At 39.5% G+C, this 17,120-nt stretch carries 16 protein-coding genes, 1 pseudogene and 1 riboswitch; of the genes and pseudogenes, 2 read left to right on the forward strand and 15 right to left on the reverse strand.

Annotation, left to right across the window (positions count from 1 at the left end):
- Positions 1 to 9: 9 nt before the first annotated feature.
- The 9 genes and pseudogenes from ACFQRG_RS10710 to ACFQRG_RS10750 form a co-directional block, all read right to left on the reverse strand.
- Positions 10 to 933, reverse strand: a complete 924-nt coding sequence (locus ACFQRG_RS10710; RefSeq protein WP_380965921.1) for an RluA family pseudouridine synthase — start codon at positions 931 to 933, stop codon at positions 10 to 12.
- 491 nt (positions 934 to 1,424) lie between these two features.
- Positions 1,425 to 2,393, reverse strand: coding sequence for a sugar phosphate isomerase/epimerase family protein (locus tag ACFQRG_RS10715; protein WP_380965922.1), 969 nt, complete (start codon positions 2,391 to 2,393; stop codon positions 1,425 to 1,427).
- 18 nt (positions 2,394 to 2,411) lie between these two features.
- On the reverse strand, positions 2,412 to 3,455 hold the full coding sequence (locus tag ACFQRG_RS10720; RefSeq protein ID WP_380965924.1) for a Gfo/Idh/MocA family protein: 1,044 nt from the start codon (positions 3,453 to 3,455) through the stop codon (positions 2,412 to 2,414).
- 21 nt (positions 3,456 to 3,476) lie between these two features.
- A complete protein-coding gene (locus tag ACFQRG_RS10725) occupies positions 3,477 to 4,511 on the reverse strand; it encodes a Gfo/Idh/MocA family protein (RefSeq protein ID WP_380965925.1) in 1,035 nt (344 codons plus the stop codon).
- 33 nt (positions 4,512 to 4,544) lie between these two features.
- Positions 4,545 to 5,255, reverse strand: coding sequence for a ThuA domain-containing protein (locus tag ACFQRG_RS10730; RefSeq protein WP_380965927.1), 711 nt, complete (start codon positions 5,253 to 5,255; stop codon positions 4,545 to 4,547).
- Between the two features lie 16 nt (positions 5,256 to 5,271).
- Positions 5,272 to 6,099 carry a carbohydrate ABC transporter permease gene (locus ACFQRG_RS10735; protein ID WP_380965929.1) on the reverse strand — a complete coding sequence of 276 codons (828 nt, stop codon included), beginning with the start codon at positions 6,097 to 6,099 and terminating at the stop codon, positions 5,272 to 5,274.
- A 13-nt stretch (positions 6,100 to 6,112) separates the two neighbouring features.
- Positions 6,113 to 7,417 carry an ABC transporter permease subunit gene (locus ACFQRG_RS10740; RefSeq protein ID WP_380965931.1) on the reverse strand — a complete coding sequence of 435 codons (1,305 nt, stop codon included), beginning with the start codon at positions 7,415 to 7,417 and terminating at the stop codon, positions 6,113 to 6,115.
- 36 nt (positions 7,418 to 7,453) lie between these two features.
- Positions 7,454 to 8,747, reverse strand: a pseudogene (locus tag ACFQRG_RS10745) (ABC transporter substrate-binding protein).
- Between the two features lie 89 nt (positions 8,748 to 8,836).
- A complete protein-coding gene (locus ACFQRG_RS10750) occupies positions 8,837 to 9,829 on the reverse strand; it encodes a LacI family DNA-binding transcriptional regulator (RefSeq protein ID WP_380965932.1) in 993 nt (330 codons plus the stop codon).
- A 364-nt stretch (positions 9,830 to 10,193) separates the two neighbouring features.
- On the opposite strand from ACFQRG_RS10750, the gene ACFQRG_RS10755 reads away from it, so the two are divergent.
- Together ACFQRG_RS10755 and sspO are read left to right on the forward strand one after the other, a co-directional pair.
- Positions 10,194 to 11,213 carry an LLM class flavin-dependent oxidoreductase gene (locus ACFQRG_RS10755; protein WP_380965933.1) on the forward strand — a complete coding sequence of 340 codons (1,020 nt, stop codon included), beginning with the start codon at positions 10,194 to 10,196 and terminating at the stop codon, positions 11,211 to 11,213.
- A 107-nt stretch (positions 11,214 to 11,320) separates the two neighbouring features.
- Positions 11,321 to 11,476, forward strand: a complete 156-nt coding sequence (sspO, locus tag ACFQRG_RS10760; RefSeq protein WP_380965934.1) for a small acid-soluble spore protein O — start codon at positions 11,321 to 11,323, stop codon at positions 11,474 to 11,476.
- Positions 11,477 to 11,544: 68 nt separating this feature from the next.
- Here sspO and ACFQRG_RS10765 read toward each other — a convergent pair whose 3' ends face one another.
- The 6 genes from ACFQRG_RS10765 to ACFQRG_RS10790 form a co-directional block, all read right to left on the reverse strand.
- Positions 11,545 to 11,703: a hypothetical protein gene (locus ACFQRG_RS10765; RefSeq protein WP_380965935.1), complete on the reverse strand. Its 159-nt coding sequence runs from the start codon at positions 11,701 to 11,703 to the stop codon at positions 11,545 to 11,547.
- Positions 11,704 to 11,800: 97 nt separating this feature from the next.
- A complete protein-coding gene (locus ACFQRG_RS10770; RefSeq protein ID WP_380965937.1) occupies positions 11,801 to 12,007 on the reverse strand; it encodes an H-type small acid-soluble spore protein in 207 nt (68 codons plus the stop codon).
- Positions 12,008 to 12,123: 116 nt separating this feature from the next.
- On the reverse strand, positions 12,124 to 13,365 hold the full coding sequence (locus ACFQRG_RS10775; protein WP_380966045.1) for an alkaline phosphatase: 1,242 nt from the start codon (positions 13,363 to 13,365) through the stop codon (positions 12,124 to 12,126).
- Between the two features lie 193 nt (positions 13,366 to 13,558).
- Positions 13,559 to 15,064: an aminotransferase class V-fold PLP-dependent enzyme gene (locus ACFQRG_RS10780; RefSeq protein WP_380965938.1), complete on the reverse strand. Its 1,506-nt coding sequence runs from the start codon at positions 15,062 to 15,064 to the stop codon at positions 13,559 to 13,561.
- Positions 15,065 to 15,203: 139 nt separating this feature from the next.
- Positions 15,204 to 16,388 (reverse strand): serine hydrolase domain-containing protein, encoded by a 1,185-nt coding sequence (locus ACFQRG_RS10785; protein WP_380965940.1) that lies wholly within the window; start codon positions 16,386 to 16,388, stop codon positions 15,204 to 15,206.
- A gap of 330 nt (positions 16,389 to 16,718) precedes the next feature.
- The gene (locus ACFQRG_RS10790; protein WP_380965941.1) at positions 16,719 to 16,952 is read right to left on the reverse strand and encodes a hypothetical protein; all 234 of its coding nucleotides are present in this window, start codon (positions 16,950 to 16,952) and stop codon (positions 16,719 to 16,721) included.
- 118 nt (positions 16,953 to 17,070) lie between these two features.
- Positions 17,071 to 17,115, forward strand: a riboswitch (PreQ1 riboswitch).
- Positions 17,116 to 17,120 lie beyond the last annotated feature (5 nt).

The following is a 17,120-nucleotide window of genomic DNA, read 5'->3' on the forward strand; positions in this document are numbered from 1 at the left end:
TTGCCAACATCACTTTTTCTTATTTTCATTAAATGGCCTGAGAAACTGCTTCGGTATTTTTGCCTCAAAACGTAAAGTTTCCCCCGTAATAGGATGTTTAAAAGCTAATATCCGTGCATGAAGCCCAAGCCGGCCAATTACATTATTTCTCGAGCCATATTTTTTGTCGCCGACTATTGGATGACCAATATCCTTCATATGAACGCGAATTTGATTTTTTCGTCCAGTTTCCAATTTCACCTCTAACAATGAAAAGTTTCTGTCGGATTGTATCATTTTATAGTGTGTGACTGCCTTTTGTCCATCGTTTGGTTTTTTACTCGAATACATCAGAAGTGTTTTCGTCTCTTTCAGCCAAGAAATAATTGTATCTTTCTCTTTTTTAACTTTACCCTCGACAAGAGCAACATAAGTGCGTTCGAGTATCGATTCCCGCCATGAATTTTGCAAAAGCTGTTGAACATTTTTGTTTTTAGCAAACATCATAACGCCGGATGTATCGCGATCAAGCCGGTGGACGATAAAAATCCGATTTTTGGGATTTTTACTGCGAACGTGCGCCATAAGCTGCCTGTAGGCTGTCATTTCCTTTTCTTTTGATGAAGCAATCGTTAGCAGCCCTGATTCCTTTTCAATGACAATTATGTCATCATCCTCATGTAAAATTTTAAGTCCAGTTAATTCGACCTTTTCAGGGCCTTTTCCCCATTGAATAGATACCTGCTGCCCGGGCTCCAGCTGATGATTATGCTTTGTGACGGCTTGTCCATTCACTGACACTTGTCCGCGAGACAGTATTGATTTGACCGAGTTGCGGCTGCGGTTTGATAAGCTTTCCAATAAAAAGTCAAGTAACCCTGCAGGTTCTTTGACGATAAATTCGGTGGTTTTTGATTGGCTTGTATCTCCATTCTTACGACTTTTTTTAATCACTGCTAAGTCATCCTTTTTATAACTAAATGTTCTGTCCCTTTTTTCCGTTATTGTTACTATATCGCATAAGCAGATAAAAAACACCTCATTGAAAGAATTTATGGCGGACCATTTAAAAACCCCTTTCCTTAAAATATAAGAAAGGGGTCTGCTTGGATCAATTAATAATTACGGATTATTTTCCCAATCATCAATAATTTCCTGAATCGCTTGCCTTACCTTTTTATAGTCAATTTCTTGCCAATGCTTTAATATTGGTATAAGGCTTCGATCCCCTGTCATCTTGATTTTATCTATCAAAAAAGATCATTACTTTTGATTTTAAGCTTGATTTTTATTACATTATTTCCTTGAACGAAAACCCGTCCATATCGGCGAGTTTAACCGAACATGGACGGATTTATTTTTCGATGATTCCCCTAAGATGGTTTATGCCAACTGTTTTTGACTCATTTTGGAAAAAATAAAGCGGTTAAACTACTATTTATTCCTTAAGCCCACCACATATCAACCGGCTTTTCTTTTATAAGGACAGACCGCAGATTAGTAACAGCCCGTTGGAAACCTTCGTCTATCGACATAAGGGGATCTTCGTGCTCAATACTGACAACATAATCATAACCGTAAGTACGCAGTGCACTCATCATATCAGACCAATTCTGGATGCCGTGTCCGCAGCCGACAGACCGGAATGTCCAGGCCCGTGTCTGCACATTGCCATACGGCTGCATGTCAGTTAAGCCATACATGTTAACATTATCCTGATCAATGAACGTATCTTTGGCATGAAAATGGTGGATTGCCCCTTCCTTTCCTAAAATTTTGATCGCCCCAACAGGGTCAATGCCTTGCCACCATAAATGGCTCGGATCTAAATTGGCGCCGATAGCTGAACATGTTTCTTCCCTTAATTTTAATAATGTATAGGGTGTGTGAACAAGAAATCCGCCATGAAGCTCCAGTCCAACTTTTACACCATGTTCCTCTGCGAATTTTCCTGCATCTTTCCAATAAGGAATAAGTTTTTCTTCCCATTGCCATTTTAGAACGTCACTATACTCATTCGGCCAAGGTGTGACCGGCCAATTAGGGTATTTAGCCCCTTCATGGTCACCCGCAGTTCCTGAAAAACAATTTACAACCGGAACATCCAGCATTTCTGCCAGTTTGATTGTTTTAATAAACGTCTCATCGGATTCTTTAGCATAGCCTTTATCAGGACTAATTGGATTGGCATGGCAGCTAAAAGCGCTGATTGTCAGTCCCCTGGAATGAACGGCTTCCATATAAGCTTTTCTTTTATCTTCACTATCAAGCAATGCATCCACATCACAGTGAGCATTGCCCGGGTTGCCTCCCGTCCCGATCTCAACGGCGTCAAGACCGGCTTCTTTAACATAATCCAACATATCTTCAAAAGATTTATCAGAAAATAAAACAGTAAATACGCCTAAGTTCATAAAGTTCTGCACCCCTTTTTAGTTATTAATAAGCAGACTTTTCCCTTGCTCGCTGCTTTTATAAATCATTTCAATTATTTGTGAGACTTGGATCGCTTCTTCCGGTTTGACAACCGGTTCTTCAAGGCCTAGGCAGCTGTTAACGAAGTTTTCCGCCTGCCGAAGGCCCGGGTCACTATTCCCCGGGAGCCAGTTCGCTTCACTATTCAATAGCATACCGTGTTTCGACTGATTAACTTGAAACGGAAATACATTCACTCCGCCATCAACACCCGATAGACTGATAGACTCAATATCTTCTTCTATATTAGCTGCCCACGAAGCCTCTAAAAGCAGGGAGCAGCCATTATCGAAAAGGACATATCCTGTTGCATGGTCTTCTACATCGAAGGCTGTATGATCAATTTTCCCCCATATGTTAACCTGATTCGGTGTTTTGCTCAGCTCATTATACGTTTTGCCTATAATATGAACTGGTTTCGGGTTACCTAATAACCACATCGCTAAATCGATTGAATGACAACCAAAATCGATTAAGCAACCGCCGCCCTGAAGCGCTTTATTTGTAAATACACCCCATCCCGGTACTTTACGGCGTCTTAGTGCCTGAACACGAGCTACGAGCGGTTTGCCGATATCACCGGCCTCAATAACCCTCTTTGCTGCTTGAGATTCCTTCATAAATCTATAATGATAACCAATTGATAAAATTTTTCCCGAAGCCTTAGCCGCTTGGAGCATTTCTTGGCAGGCGGCTTCTGAAATCGCCATTGGCTTTTCGCAAAAAACATGAACCCCCTGATTAAGCGCCGCTACAGCTATTTCCGAATGGAATTTATTTGGTGTACAAATAAATACAGCATCTACATCGGTTAACATGTCACGGTAGTCACCAGTTACATGCGGAATGTTGTATTGTGCAGCAACCAATTGTGCTTTTTTCCCATTAAGATCGTGAACCGCTTGAATTGCAACTTTTTCTGAAAGCTTATCTAATGCCGGTAAATGTCTGCTTTGGGCAATTCCCCCTGCACCTATAATACCTACTTTCAGCTTTCCCATTCGAAAACATTCCCTTCTAATCTATGATGTTTGCACTTTAACAATTTGTTTCATTGCATTTGATTCAAGTGCTGCTAATATCACATCAAGTGATTTCATTCCCTCTTCACCCGATACCGGTGACGGAAGATCATTGAGAATACAAGATACGAATCTATTGATCACTTGGGAATTGGTTTGGCCGCCCTTATCATTGGATTGTATTTGTCCCATTTCATATTTAACCGTTTCTCCAGTTTGATATTTTACAACTAATGAATATTGCGGATCATCCTCTAATCTTAAAATTGCCTTTTCACCATATATGATCGTTGAATTGTCCTCAGCTGAGACATATGACCAACTTGCGGTCAGCGTTCCGATGATACCGCTTTCTGTTTTCAAGACACAGACGGCATTATCATCAACATCGGTTTCTTTCTTAGCTTTCGTCTCGACGAGAGCCGCGACTTCGGTTACTTCCTCGCCCAGTAAATAGCGGATAAGGTCGGATTTATGAACCCCTAAGTCACCCATGGCTCCGATAAAGGCTTGATCCTTCTTGAAAAACCAGCTTCGTTTCCCGTCCGCACTCCACGATTCCGGGCCTCCGTGTCCAAATGTTGTACGAAAGCTGTATATTTTTCCAACTTCACCGTCCTCAATCAGCGCTTTCGCCTTTTGATGTGATGGTACAAAACGCTGATTATGACCGATCATTAACTTTTTATTATTTCTTTTTGAAGCTTCAATCATATCCAGTGCTTCCCGCTTTGAAGTTGCCATTGGCTTTTCGCAAAGGACATGTTTTTTTGCATTTAAGGCATCAATCGAAATTGGTGCATGAAGATAGTTTGGCGTACAAATGCTGACGGCATCAATCGTCCTATCACGCAGGACATCTTGATAATTGCTATAAGCCGCTGCACCGTATTTATCAGCCATTTCCTCTGCACGTTCTTTAACAATGTCACAAACAGCCGCTATCTCAACATGTTCATTTGCCTCGTATTCAGGTAAGTGCCGGTGCCTTGCAATACTTCCGCAGCCTATAACTGCAATTTTTAACTTTGACATTTGTATTTCCTCCTTCTTTTTCATAAAAATGGTTTATATTTTTTCTAAAGGTTTGGCGTTGCCGTAAGCTGGTTTAGACCGTGGTGACGGTTTTGCCCAACGAACAGCATTGATAATCACTTGTTGAATGTCTTGATGATAGTAGGTTGGATAAGTTTCGTGACCCGGCTGAAAATAAAAGATTTTCCCTTGACCGCGTCTATATGTACATCCGCTGCGGAAAATCTCACCGCCGGCAAACCAGCTGACAAACACAAGCTCATCAGGTGTTGGAATATCGAAATGTTCACCGTACATTTCCTCCTTATCAAGATCTATATATTCTCCCAGACCTTCTGCAATCGGATGAGCGGGGTCAATCACCCAAAGCCGTTCATTTTCATCTGCTTCCCGCCATTTCAGGTTGCAAGATGTCCCCATAAGCTTTTTGAAAATCTTCGAGAAGTGACCGGAATGGAGAACAATTAATCCCATACCATTAAGGACTCGGTCATGGACTTTATCAACGATCTCATCCCTGACTTCATCATGGGCAATATGCCCCCACCAAACCAAAACATCGGTTTGATTCAAGACATCCTCCGTTAAGCCATGATCCGGCTCATCCAGTGTTGCGCAAGTGACATCCAAACCGCTTTTTTCTAAAAATCCGGCTATCGCCCCATGAATGCCATTTGGGTAAACTTCTTTAACTCGCGGGTTTTTCTGTTCGTGACGATTTTCGTTCCATACTGTAATTTTCATCTTTTATCACTCCTAACTATTCTTTAACAGATCCGGATGTCAGACCTGAAACAATCCTTTTTTGGAATATTAAAACCATAACCACGAGCGGGATAGTAACGACAACGGTTGCGGCACAGATTTCACCCCATGGAATGGTGAATTGCCCTTGAAACATGGCTATGCCAACTGGGACTGTTTTATATTGGTCAGATGTATTGATCGTTAAAGCGAATAAAAATTCATTCCATGCGGCAATAAAAGCTAAAATCGCAGTTGTAAACAGCCCGGGAACCGCCAATGGAAAAATCACCCGCCAGTAAGTCTGCATATGTGTTGCCCCGTCAATTTTCGCTGCTTCCTCAAGGTCATGAGGAATTTTCCTGAAAAACACAACAAGAATCCAAATTGACAAAGGAAGCGTAATCGTCGTGTAAGAAATAATCAGACCTAAATAGCTGTTTGTCAAACCTAAATTTTTCAAAATAATATAAATTGGTGACAGGGTCGCAATTTGCGGAAACATGGATACTGATAAAACCAGCCCTAAAATCACCGTTTTACCTCTGAATTGCAGCCTGGCAATGGCATAGGCACAAAAGGAGGCAAAGAATACTGTGTAAATCGTTGTAATTGAAGAAACGATAAAGCTGTTCCACAAATATTTGAGAAATGGATAATTTGTAAAGACTGATATGTAGTTTTTAAATGTCGGTTTATCACTGAACCATTGAAACGCTTTATCTCCAAACAGTTCAGAAGATGGCTTGATCGAGCTTAAAAAGATCCAAATGAATGGAAACATCACAACAAAGACAAAAATGACCATAAAAACATAAAACAGCGGTCCGGCTTTTTTCTCCATCTTTTTTCCTCCTTTACTTTTTTGAACCTTCTGGCAATAGATCAGACCCCAGCACCTTAACAAAGATGATCGAAATGACAGCAACACAGATAAAGACAATCACTGATAAGGCTGATCCCGCACCAAAATTGGTTTGTGAAAACATCTCTTTGTAAGCTAGAATCGAAATAGTCTCTGTCGAATTAGCCGGACCTCCCCCGGTCAGAACATAGATCAAGTCAAAGACACGGAAAGCATCCAATGTCCTGAATAAAAGGGCAACCAAAATACTTAATTTCAGCGAAGGCAGTGTAATACTCGTAAACTGTTTCCATTTACTTGCGCCATCAATCGAAGCGGCTTCATAGAGCGATTTAGGTATCACTTGAAGACCCGCTAGCAATAACAGCGCAATATAAGGTGTAGTCTTCCACACATCAGATAAAATGACGGAAAACATGGCTCCGGCTTTCGATGACAGCAAAGTACTCATATTGTCAACCAGTCCTATTTTTGAAAAGAATTTAGCAACAATCCCGTATTGGCCGTCATACAGAAACTTCCACATTAAAGCGGAAACAGCTGTCGGAATCGCCCAAGGAATTAACACCGTTGCCCGAATCAATCCACGGCCAAAAAAGGCTTTGTTTATTAGAAGTGCTATGGCCAAACCAAGAACAAATTCGATTAATACTGATACAATCGTAAAGAAAACTGTATTCCACAATGAAGACCACATTCGACCGCTTTTAAGCTGCTCAGCATAATGATGAAAGCCGATATAATTCGGCTCAAAAATGACACCTTTAAGCCCATTAGCGAGACCAATCACTTCTTTTTTATTCTTAAGACTTGTAATCTGTTTAAGTTGTTGATTAACCTCTTTAATTGTTTTTTGGAATGACTTGGCTGTCTCATCATTTATTTTTACAACACTTAATGATGTTGAAGGTGTTTCAAAATCCTCCTCAATCTTTTTGACCTGTTGATAATTGTCTTTCGTATCCTTTCTGATGTTTTGATCGAGTGATTCAAGACGCTGAATGATTTGTTTTATATAAGTTTTTTCAGCCCCCTTCGCTGTTTGTGCTTCTTTCTTTAAATCTTCAATCAGGAACGGATAATAATAGAAATATTGTTCAAGATCAACGTTATAACTTAAATGAACATCCGCTTTTTGCGGATCGTTTAACCGTAAATCAAATAAGCTGAAATAAAAGGACTGGAGCACAGGATAAATCGAAATCACCAAGATTAAAATCAATGCCGGCGCCACTAATAAATAGGCCGTTCGTTTCTCAGAATTATTGATTTTCAGTTTTCCTTTTCCAGCTGCCATACCCGCACCTCAATTCTTTTTAAAATGTAAGATTACCTATTTTAAAGCGGCTTTTAATTGCTTTTCCATATTTCTAACCGCCTGCTCGACTGTTTCCTGCTTGGCAATGGCCTTTGACACTTGAATTTGAATGATCTCGGATACTTCCTGATAGTTTGGTACAACCGGACGCGGTACCGCTGATTTAATCCCTTTAACAAAACCCTTTTCACCAAAGAATGGATTGGCTTTCAATACCTCCTTATCTTTATATAACGACATAATAGTAGGGGCTTTACCTCCCCAGACGGCATTTATTTTTTCTCCTTCGGGACCCGTCAGAAACTTCAAAAATTTCCACGCAGCCTTTTTGTGTTCTGAGTATTTATTCATTGCCACCATCCAGCCGCCGAGGGCCGAAGCATTGCCTTTGTCTCCCGCAGGCAATGGGGCAACAGCGACTTTTCCGGCAATTTTAGACTGCTCTTTATCATTAGCAAGCGCATACTGGTAAGGCCAGTTTCGGACAAAGGGCGATTCTCCCTCAATAAAAGAAGTAGCCGACTCAGTCTCAGTAAAATCCGTAATATTTCTTGGTACAAAGTCAGAGTTTGCAATCTCAACCATCTTTTTTAACCCTTTAATCGTCTCAGGACTATTGACAACGACTTCACCATTTTCATTGATGATTTTACCGCCGTATGCTGAGATAAACTCCACAGCATTGGTTACTAATCCCTCATATTGTTTGGCCTGCATCAAATAGCCGTAATCAGTCCTTTTCTCACCCTTCAATTTTTCCGCCTCGGAAATGAGATCATCCCAAGTTTTAGGGGGCTTATCCACCATATCGGTTCGATAGAATAATAGACCGACATCAATATACAGGGACATTGCCCATTGCTTGCCATTAAATTGACCAGCGCTGATTGCAGCACTATTATATTGGCTTTTATCAATGTGATCCTTTTTCATGAAGCGGTTAAGCGGGTAGACATAGCCTGCTTGCGCCAGCTCAGCCGGCCATACAGTATCAACATTGAAAACATCAATTTCAGATGACTTAGCATTCAGCATCGTAACATAAGCATCATGCTCCTTTCCGGAATCTGACGGCATTTGCCTGTATTTAACGTGAATGTTGGGATACTTTTCTTCAAAAGACTCGATCATTTTTTTTTGTTCCATTAGTGCTGTCTTTTCCTGTTGCATATACAATCGTGACTTTCTTTCCTTCAGATTTTCCATAAGGATTTTCTTTAGGTGCCGATACGCCGGTACTGCATGAGGCAAGAACCAGCGCCGCGGAACAAAAACCTAAAGCCAGCATTCGTTTCACCTTGGTGTTCATTTTAACCATCCCTTCTGAAATCGATTTCACATTCAACCGGGGACAATCCCCATTAACTTAGAAAAACAGCTTCCTTCTCCCCTCCTTTATCAAGTCGATTCCCTTACTACCAAATGAAACGGAATCTGAATAAAACGATGTTCCAACTTTCTTTTATTAACTAATAAATCAATCATCACATCCATTGTCTGAATACCCATTTGTTTAACCGGCTGACAGATCGTTGTTATGCCCGGTTCCATCAATTCGGCAATGGGCTGATTGTCAAATCCCATAACGGCCAGATCTCCAGGTACCTTGATCCCGCAAGACTTGGCTTCTTTAATCATGCCTGCAGCTACTTCATCACTTCCTGTAAATATGGCATCAGGCGGATTATCCATAACGGAGATTTTCCGTAAAATTTGTTTTCCATCTTCAATGGTTAATGCGTCTTTAAACCACCATTGATCTAAAATGTTTAACCCCGCCTCCTCTACAGCAGACATAAAGCCATTTTTTCGATCCCGTCCTAAACAGGTTAACTTAGAACCTCCGCAGTAAGAAAGTTTAGTATATCCTTTATCAATGAGATGTTTTGTTCCAGTATACGCACTTCTATATTGATCAAGGTAAATAATTGGAACAGAAGCTGATTCAGCAAAATCATTGCAAAAGACGATTGGGCCATATTGTAAAAAATTTTCCACCACTGACCATTCGCTCTCAATTGATGCAAAGATTAAAGCATCAATTTGTTTTGTCTTAAGCAGGTTTAAATACTCTAATTCTTTCCTTTTATCATTATTGGTCTGACAGATAAGCAATTTGTACCCGTTTTCATTCGCAATGATATCCATACTTTCAACAAGCTGGCTAAAAAAGGGATTGGCTATCCTTTCAATCAGAACAGCTATTGTCTCAGTTTTCTGCTTCCTAAGCCTTTGCGCATTTGAATTTGGCACATAACCTAACTCTTTCATTGCTTTGAAAACAAGATCTTTTTTCTCCTGTGAAACGTACGGGTGGTTATTAATGACTCGTGAAATCGTAGCAGGCGACAATCCTGCTAATTTAGCAACATCCTCGATTGTAGGCATCATTAAGTCAGTCCTCTATTCTTTTATGAAATCCTTTTCAGTTTTTCAGAAATTTATCGAAATTAATCTGGAATCGTTTTCACAAATTATTGTATGGGAAAATTTAAAATATTTCAATAGGAATTTTGAAAATTAAATCATTATTTTTAAAGATAGTCGATGACTATCGACACCGGGACTTTAATTTCGGGAAAATTCCGCCTAATAAAACAGAATTATTGATGCCAATATTTTGGTCAAATAATTCCGTGAAAGGCCTTTATAAATTCACATCATACAAGCAAAAAATTAGTATCCTCTATTGAAGAATCGGTAAACTGTTTTATATAAAAGATTTTATCCTAATTCCGAAATGGAGTGAAAAGGATTGACTATAGAAGAAAACTCAAAAAAACTTCGTGATATTTCATTTTCAGTTTTAGATCTTGCTCCTATTATAGAAGGGGGAACACCGGCAGAATCCTTTAAAAACAGTTTGGATTTAGCCCAGCATGCAGAGAAATGGGGATTCAACCGTTATTGGGTTGCTGAGCATCATAACATGCCTGGTATTGCAAGTTCGGCAACATCGGTCGTTATTGGTTATATTGCATCCGGCACTTCACGTATCCGGGTCGGTTCCGGCGGTATTATGCTTCCCAACCATCCGCCTCTTATGATAGCCGAACAATTCGGTACATTAGAATCGATGTATCCGGGGCGAATTGACCTTGGGCTCGGACGTGCGCCTGGAACAGACCCTACCACTTCCCGAGCTTTGCGCCGTTTTAATAATGGAGATCATTTTCCAGATGAAGTTGCCGAGCTGCGCGCCTATTTTGATCCAACGTTAGCCGAACATGAACAGAAGGTTCATGCTGTGCCGGGGGAAGGCCTTAATATTCCCATTTGGCTGTTGGGATCAAGCGGCTTTAGCGCCCAGCTTGCCGGCATCCTTGGACTGCCTTTTGCGTTTGCCAGTCATTTTGCGGCCGAAAATACATTACCGGCCTTAAGAATTTACCGGAGTCATTTCCAGCCGTCAAACGTTCTAGAAGAACCTTACGTTATGGTTGGCGCCAATGTCATCGCTGCGGAAACAGAAGAGAAAGCGAAGTGGCTCGCGACTTCACAGCAACAGCAATCTTTGAGCCTTGTTCGGGGTAAGCCTGCTAAATTACAGCCTCCCGTCGAAAATATTGAATCGTTAATGTCAGATTATGAATGGTTAGCCATCAAAGATAAGATTAAATCATCAATCATAGGCACGCCTGACATGGTTAAAGAAAAACTGCAGAAATTTCTTGATAAAACACAGGCTGATGAAATCATTGTCAACTCTCAGATTTACGGTCATCAAGAACGCCTGCGGTCTTATGAACTTCTTGCAGGAATTATTAATGAATAAAGTCTTTGTTAAGGAGCGGGATACCCGCTTCTTTTTATTTTAACTAACTTTGTACATTACATGACTTCTCGAAAAGTTGAGCAAAATATGTTCATGGAGGTGTTACGATGGGTAAAAATGTGAAAAAGCATTTAAAATCTGAAGTTAATGATGAACAAGCAGTAAGAAAGAACCTCTCCCGGCAATTTGATCATGAATTTGCCAACGAACCGCTCACCGAAGCAGAAAGGCAAAACAATAAGAAAAGAAAGAAAAACCAATAGAAAGCTTGGCTGATTCCAAGCCAAGCCATAATAAAAATCCCGCTTTGCGGGATTTTTCGTAAGGTCTGTTATATACCTGCTCCATTATTATTTAAACTGTTTTTATACTCATCTTCTTTATTTGAATGTTTATCATCCTCATAAGCGACAAGTATAACACCAAGCTCGTTCTCCATATGGGTTATTTTATTTAATTGTTCGTTAGTTAAATTTGCGATTTCAGACATAGTTATCACTCCTTTATAGCGCTAGTATTCCCAACTTGAACAAACTATAAAAATGACATTAAAGCTGCCATTAATACCGGCAGCTTTACTTGAAACCTTATTCTGAAACCTCTGTAATTGTATGTTCTTCTTCTAATTCCGAAATTTCTACGACTGTATGTTCTTCTAAAGGACCGTGCAGTAAATGGACGGTAGCTGTTCTTTCATCTTCATTTAACTTATCAATCCATACTGAGACATCATGATACTTAACATCAATATCAGCCGGGGAGGACAAAATTTGTTTTACCCTTTTGGCTTCCATATATCCATAACCTCCATAATTATAGTCACTTTATTTTTTGTAAAAGGAGATTTTTTATGCTGTTTGGTTACTGTTTTTAATCCCTTTTAAAATATGTCATACTGATTGAGGTAAAACTATTTCAGTCCCATTGCTTTTAAAAGCGCGTTATGAATATGGGTATTTTCATAAGTACCCGTGAATAATTGAGCGTTTCTCCCCATTGCTGTCAGCGGCACATCATCCGCTGTATGTTCCGTCCTTGTCCAATCGATCATAAATTGATCCTTAGAATGTGCAACATTAAAAGGACCATCTTCTTTGGAGATGCCTTCACCGGATTCATCTTTGTTATCTGTATCCTCTATTGCAAGCCCGCCTGTTTCATGATCGGCAGCAACTAAAACCAAAGTATCGGGATGTTTACCGGCAAATGCCTTTGCTTCTTTTACTGCTTTATCCAGCTGTTGGCCGGCTTTAATCATTTGTTTGGCATTGTTAACGTGAGACATCTCATCTGTTGCCTCTTCTTCCACCATTAAAAAGAACCCCTTTTTATTTTTAGAAAGCGTATCTATTGCCTTATTTGTCATTTCAGGCAAAGAAACGGAAGGATGATAAATATCACCTTTGCCTTCAGGCTTTTGCTGGAACATCTCTTCATTTGCAAACAGACCAAGCACTTTTTTATTATTGGTTTTCTTAAGTTCTTTGGCGTTTGTCACATAAGAATAACCCAATTTTTTTGCATCATTAACCAGATTTCCCTGGGTCCCTTTACTTTCTTCTGTCGGATCTTCGGATGGATGATCTTGATAGGCACCCGATTGGCCTTTGGGATACCAATAATCCTCACCCCCGCCTAAAATCACATCTACTTTACTATTTTTAAGATATTGGTTGGCAATATCACTTTGTGAAGAACGATCAGCAACATGAGCGCCAAACGCTCCAGGTGTTGCGTCAGTGACTTGGCTTGTTGTCACCAGTCCAGTTGATTTACCATGTGCTTTTGCTGATTCTAAAACCGTTTTTAATGGTTTTTTGCGGGTATCTAACGAAATAGCACCGTTATATGTTTTCACTCCAGTCGCCATTGCTGTTGCAGCTGCGGCAGAGTCTGTCACTGGACTTGTTGAACTCGTATGAACGATGCCAGCATATGGCATTTCATTCATGGCAAGTTCTCCCTTTTTACCAACGGTCGCAAGTCTAATGGCATTTCGATGCGCTGCTCCCATACCGTCCCCAACAAAAAGAATCACATTTTTAGCTTTGTCATGATCATTTTCTTGTTTTACGGGCCCCTTCGCATTCGCATCCGTTAAATAACTGAATGTAAACGTCGCAACAGCAGCCAAAGACAGAGCAATATTCATCTTAGCTTTCTTTTTAATTCTTAACAAAATAGTCACCTCTTTTAGTAAATTGGTCATTTCACTTAAAGTGTAAATGGCCTTTATTAAGTGACTTCCGCCTTTTTGTTAAGGGATTGTTAAGTTATGGATGCAAAAAGCCGCTGATCTCTTCAGCGGCTTTTCCTGACATCTCAAAAAAATTATAGAACGGCCTTTACTCCTCAAGCCGAAAAATCTGATCCATATCGGCCCTCTTGTGATTAATGTAAAAGTAATCATTACTTTTCGGATCATAATTATAGTCCTTTTTCCATTCCTCGATATTTTTAATGATTAATTTCATGGCCTGAACAAATCCGTATACCTCTTCGTTGGTCGTCGTCGGATGGACTGAAAATCGTACCCAGCCCGGTTTTGTTGTTAAATCGCCGCTGTCAATTTTGTCTGTAATAAGCTTAGAAGCTTTTTGGTCAATATGATATAAATAATGGCCATAGGTCCCGGCGCATGAGCATCCTCCCCGAACCTGATAGCCAAATCGATCATTCAGCAGTTTAACAATAAGGTTATAATGAATCCCGTCAACGTAAAATGACACAATGCCTAACCGGTCTGTCATATGGTCTTCCAGTACATGTAAATCGGGGATTTCTTTTAAAGATGTCAGGAGGATTTCTACGAGTTCTTTTTCTCTTTTTATGATGTTATCAATGCCCATTTTTTCCTTTAATTTAATCGCTAAGGCTGCTTTTATCCCTTGTAAAATGCCGGGCGTGCCGCCATCTTCGCGAGCTTCAATGTCCGGAAAATAATGATGCTGCCCCCAGGGATTAGTCCATAATACTGTTCCGCCGCCAGGATGATCAGGAACTTGATTAACATAAAGCCTTGAATCGAACACAACAACACCGCTTGAACCCGGTCCCCCTAAAAATTTGTGAGGCGAAAAAAATATCCCGTCTAATTTTTCAAGGGGGTCATCCGGGTGCATATTAATATCAACGTAAGGCGCTGATGCAGCAAAATCAACAAAGCAAATCCCGCCGTGTTCATGCATCTTTTTTGCAAATTGATGATAAGGAACCTGAATGCCTGTGACGTTAGAGCATGCCGAAAATGAACCGATTTTAAACTTTCGATCCTTGTATTGCTTTAAAAGCTCCTCTAAATGATCGGTACTGGGTCTTCCGCTTGAATCGGGTTTTAAAATAATGACATCCCCAAGCGTCTCGAGCCAGGATGTATGGTTCGAGTGATGCTCCATATGCGTCACAAATATAATGGGACGTTCTTCTTCAGAAAGACTTATTTTACTCTTTAATTTTTCCGGTACCTTTAAGCCTAATAATCTTTGAAGTTTATTAATAACTGACGTCATGCCAAAACCGTCAAACAAGATGACATCATATTTATCTGCGTTAACATGATCTTTAATAATTTTTTTAGCATGCCCGTAAGCTAATGTCATAACCGAACTTGTGATATTGGACTCAGTATGGGTATTTGCCATATAAGGTCCAAAAACTTTACTAATCTTCTCTTCAATAGGACGGTATAACCTGCCGCTCCCCGTCCAATCTGAATAAATAATTTTCTTTTTGCCATAAGGAGACTGGAACATCTGATTGGTGCCAATAATATTTTCGCGGAACTGATGAAAATAAGACTCTAAATCACCGCGAAATTGAAATGCTTTACTCCCGATATTAACCGTGATCATCCCTACTCCTCCTTAACTCGCCCATACATTATGTCATATGTAAAAGGAGGGGCAGGTGTGCTTATTGCCGGAAGAAACTATGCTTCCGGTATGGGAACACTGCGGTCAATATAAAAAAAAGACGAGTTCATCACTCGCCTTAAAGTGCAGGATCATTTGCCAACTTTGTGTAAATATTATTATTTACAATACCAAATGATTTGATATTATTTTCAATATTAGATAGGAGAACAACATAGACCTTTCCGCTTTTTCCATAGCTATTTAAGCCATTCCATCCCGGTAAGACACCATGTGAGGAGACACTTCCCGGATCAATATACCATCCAAAACCGTATGTTGCTTTAAATGGTGTGAAAATTTGTTTGTAACTTTCTTTCGATACAAGTTTTCCAGATGCCAGCGCATGATCAAATTTATACAAATCAGACGCTGTCGTGTAAATATCACCGCAGCCGAAAAGCTGCGAGAAATCAGGTATGGCAGGTGTATACATTGTTCCATTTTTGATTTTATAACCGGTCGATGGATAAGGTTCTTTTTTAAATTGTGTACCAAATCCTGATTGATTCATGCCTGCCGGTTGAAAGATGTGCTGCTGTATATAATCGTGCAGAGATTCCCCCGATACCTTTTCAACAACATATCCAAGAATAGAGTAATTCGAATCTGAATATGCCCACCTTGTTCCAGGAGCAAACATTAACATTTGCGCATTTTTCCCGATCTTCTGCATCAGCTGCTCTCTTGTCAGCTTTTTTTGCGATTCATCAATTTCACGGATACCGGAAGTATGTGTCAAAAGATCGAAGAGTGTTAGCTGATTAGCATGCGGGAAATTAGGAAGGTATTTCGCCAATGAATCATGAACGTTTACCTTCCCTTTTTCTTGAAGCTGCATCAGTGCTGTTGAAACAAACGATTTTGTAATCGAACCAATATAATAGACTGTATTTGAATTATTTTTAATCCTTTTTTCACGATTAGCAAAACCATAACCTTTATCAATGACAACTTTACCATCTTTGACCACCATGGCCGAACCGTTAAAATGAATGGATTTTAAATAACTGTCGATATTTTTGCTGTTAACAATATTTACTGGCGGATTTCCCGACGGCTTCGTTTTATTAACAGCTTTATTTTTAATTTTAGTTTGATGTTCACTTTCCTCATTTTTAGCGGAGGCACTGACACTTTCATTTGAATGAGCTGATAATTTTTGATGAAATAAATACCCGGCTATGATAAGCAATAAAATATAGACGACGCTATATCCAATAAATCGTCTGCGCCTTTTAATCTCCTTGGATTTTCTTCTCATACAAGGCCCTCTTTTTATTATTTTGTTTTATTATTTCCTAAACTATTGATCTCCGACGTTTATAAGATCATCACCACTTTTTTAAAACTTGGTATTTAAATACTTACAGAGTATGTATTTAACATTTTTCTATCATTCTCTGTTAATCTTTCAATAAAGTCGCGGAAGGCACAAAATTCTTATAGAATGTATTGGAAAACTTCAAGCTATTTTGATCAACTTATTTTACCATCGATAGGGTATTAAAAAGTTAAAAATTAGTTACAAAAAAATCTAAACGCCGAAGTTATGCGACGTTTAGATAAGAACTCTTCTTACAGAATTATAAAGTTAACAATTTTTTAGTATAGCCGCTATTTTTTCATTCCTATCGTTTTGTTCACCTTCAGCGGCTAAATCATACTTTTTTAAAAGGTGAAAGATTTCATTGAGCACCTCTTGTGATTGTTCTTTTGTAAAAAAGGACTTAAATAATGAATTGATTTCATCGGGTAGAAAGCTTGATTGCGACAAAAACTTATTTCTGACATCTTCAAAAGAATGATCGATATTGCATTTACTCATCTTTACACGCCCTCCTTTTCTAATATTTTGTAATTTTCATTATAACATTCTATGGTATTAGCTAAATGTCTTTTGACTAAATGTCAATGTATAAGTATAATTATATCTTTGGGTATTACCCGACGTGGTTCGAAAACCTCCCACGTAAAAAAACTAAGGAGAGAATGA

The organism is Scopulibacillus cellulosilyticus, from assembly GCF_042665295.1.
GTDB lineage: Bacteria > Bacillota > Bacilli > Bacillales > Sporolactobacillaceae > Scopulibacillus_A > Scopulibacillus_A cellulosilyticus.

Excerpts from the sequence above, each read along its gene's own strand:
- ACFQRG_RS10715 (WP_380965922.1), bottom strand. The coding sequence starts at position 2,393 with ATGAACTTAGGCGTATTTACTGTTTTATTTTCTGATAAATCTTTTGAA.
- ACFQRG_RS10720 (WP_380965924.1), bottom strand. The coding sequence starts at position 3,455 with ATGGGAAAGCTGAAAGTAGGTATTATAGGTGCAGGGGGAATTGCCCAA.
- ACFQRG_RS10725 (WP_380965925.1), bottom strand. The coding sequence starts at position 4,511 with ATGTCAAAGTTAAAAATTGCAGTTATAGGCTGCGGAAGTATTGCAAGG.
- ACFQRG_RS10730 (WP_380965927.1), bottom strand. The coding sequence starts at position 5,255 with ATGAAAATTACAGTATGGAACGAAAATCGTCACGAACAGAAAAACCCG.
- ACFQRG_RS10735 (WP_380965929.1), bottom strand. The coding sequence starts at position 6,099 with ATGGAGAAAAAAGCCGGACCGCTGTTTTATGTTTTTATGGTCATTTTT.
- ACFQRG_RS10740 (WP_380965931.1), bottom strand. The coding sequence starts at position 7,417 with ATGGCAGCTGGAAAAGGAAAACTGAAAATCAATAATTCTGAGAAACGA.
- ACFQRG_RS10750 (WP_380965932.1), bottom strand. The coding sequence starts at position 9,829 with ATGATGCCTACAATCGAGGATGTTGCTAAATTAGCAGGATTGTCGCCT.
- sspO (WP_380965934.1), top strand. The coding sequence starts at position 11,321 with ATGGGTAAAAATGTGAAAAAGCATTTAAAATCTGAAGTTAATGATGAA.
- ACFQRG_RS10765 (WP_380965935.1), bottom strand. The coding sequence starts at position 11,703 with ATGTCTGAAATCGCAAATTTAACTAACGAACAATTAAATAAAATAACC.
- ACFQRG_RS10770 (WP_380965937.1), bottom strand. The coding sequence starts at position 12,007 with ATGGAAGCCAAAAGGGTAAAACAAATTTTGTCCTCCCCGGCTGATATT.
- ACFQRG_RS10775 (WP_380966045.1), bottom strand. The coding sequence starts at position 13,365 with ATGAATATTGCTCTGTCTTTGGCTGCTGTTGCGACGTTTACATTCAGT.
- ACFQRG_RS10780 (WP_380965938.1), bottom strand. The coding sequence starts at position 15,064 with ATGATCACGGTTAATATCGGGAGTAAAGCATTTCAATTTCGCGGTGAT.
- ACFQRG_RS10785 (WP_380965940.1), bottom strand. The coding sequence starts at position 16,388 with ATGAGAAGAAAATCCAAGGAGATTAAAAGGCGCAGACGATTTATTGGA.
- ACFQRG_RS10790 (WP_380965941.1), bottom strand. The coding sequence starts at position 16,952 with ATGAGTAAATGCAATATCGATCATTCTTTTGAAGATGTCAGAAATAAG.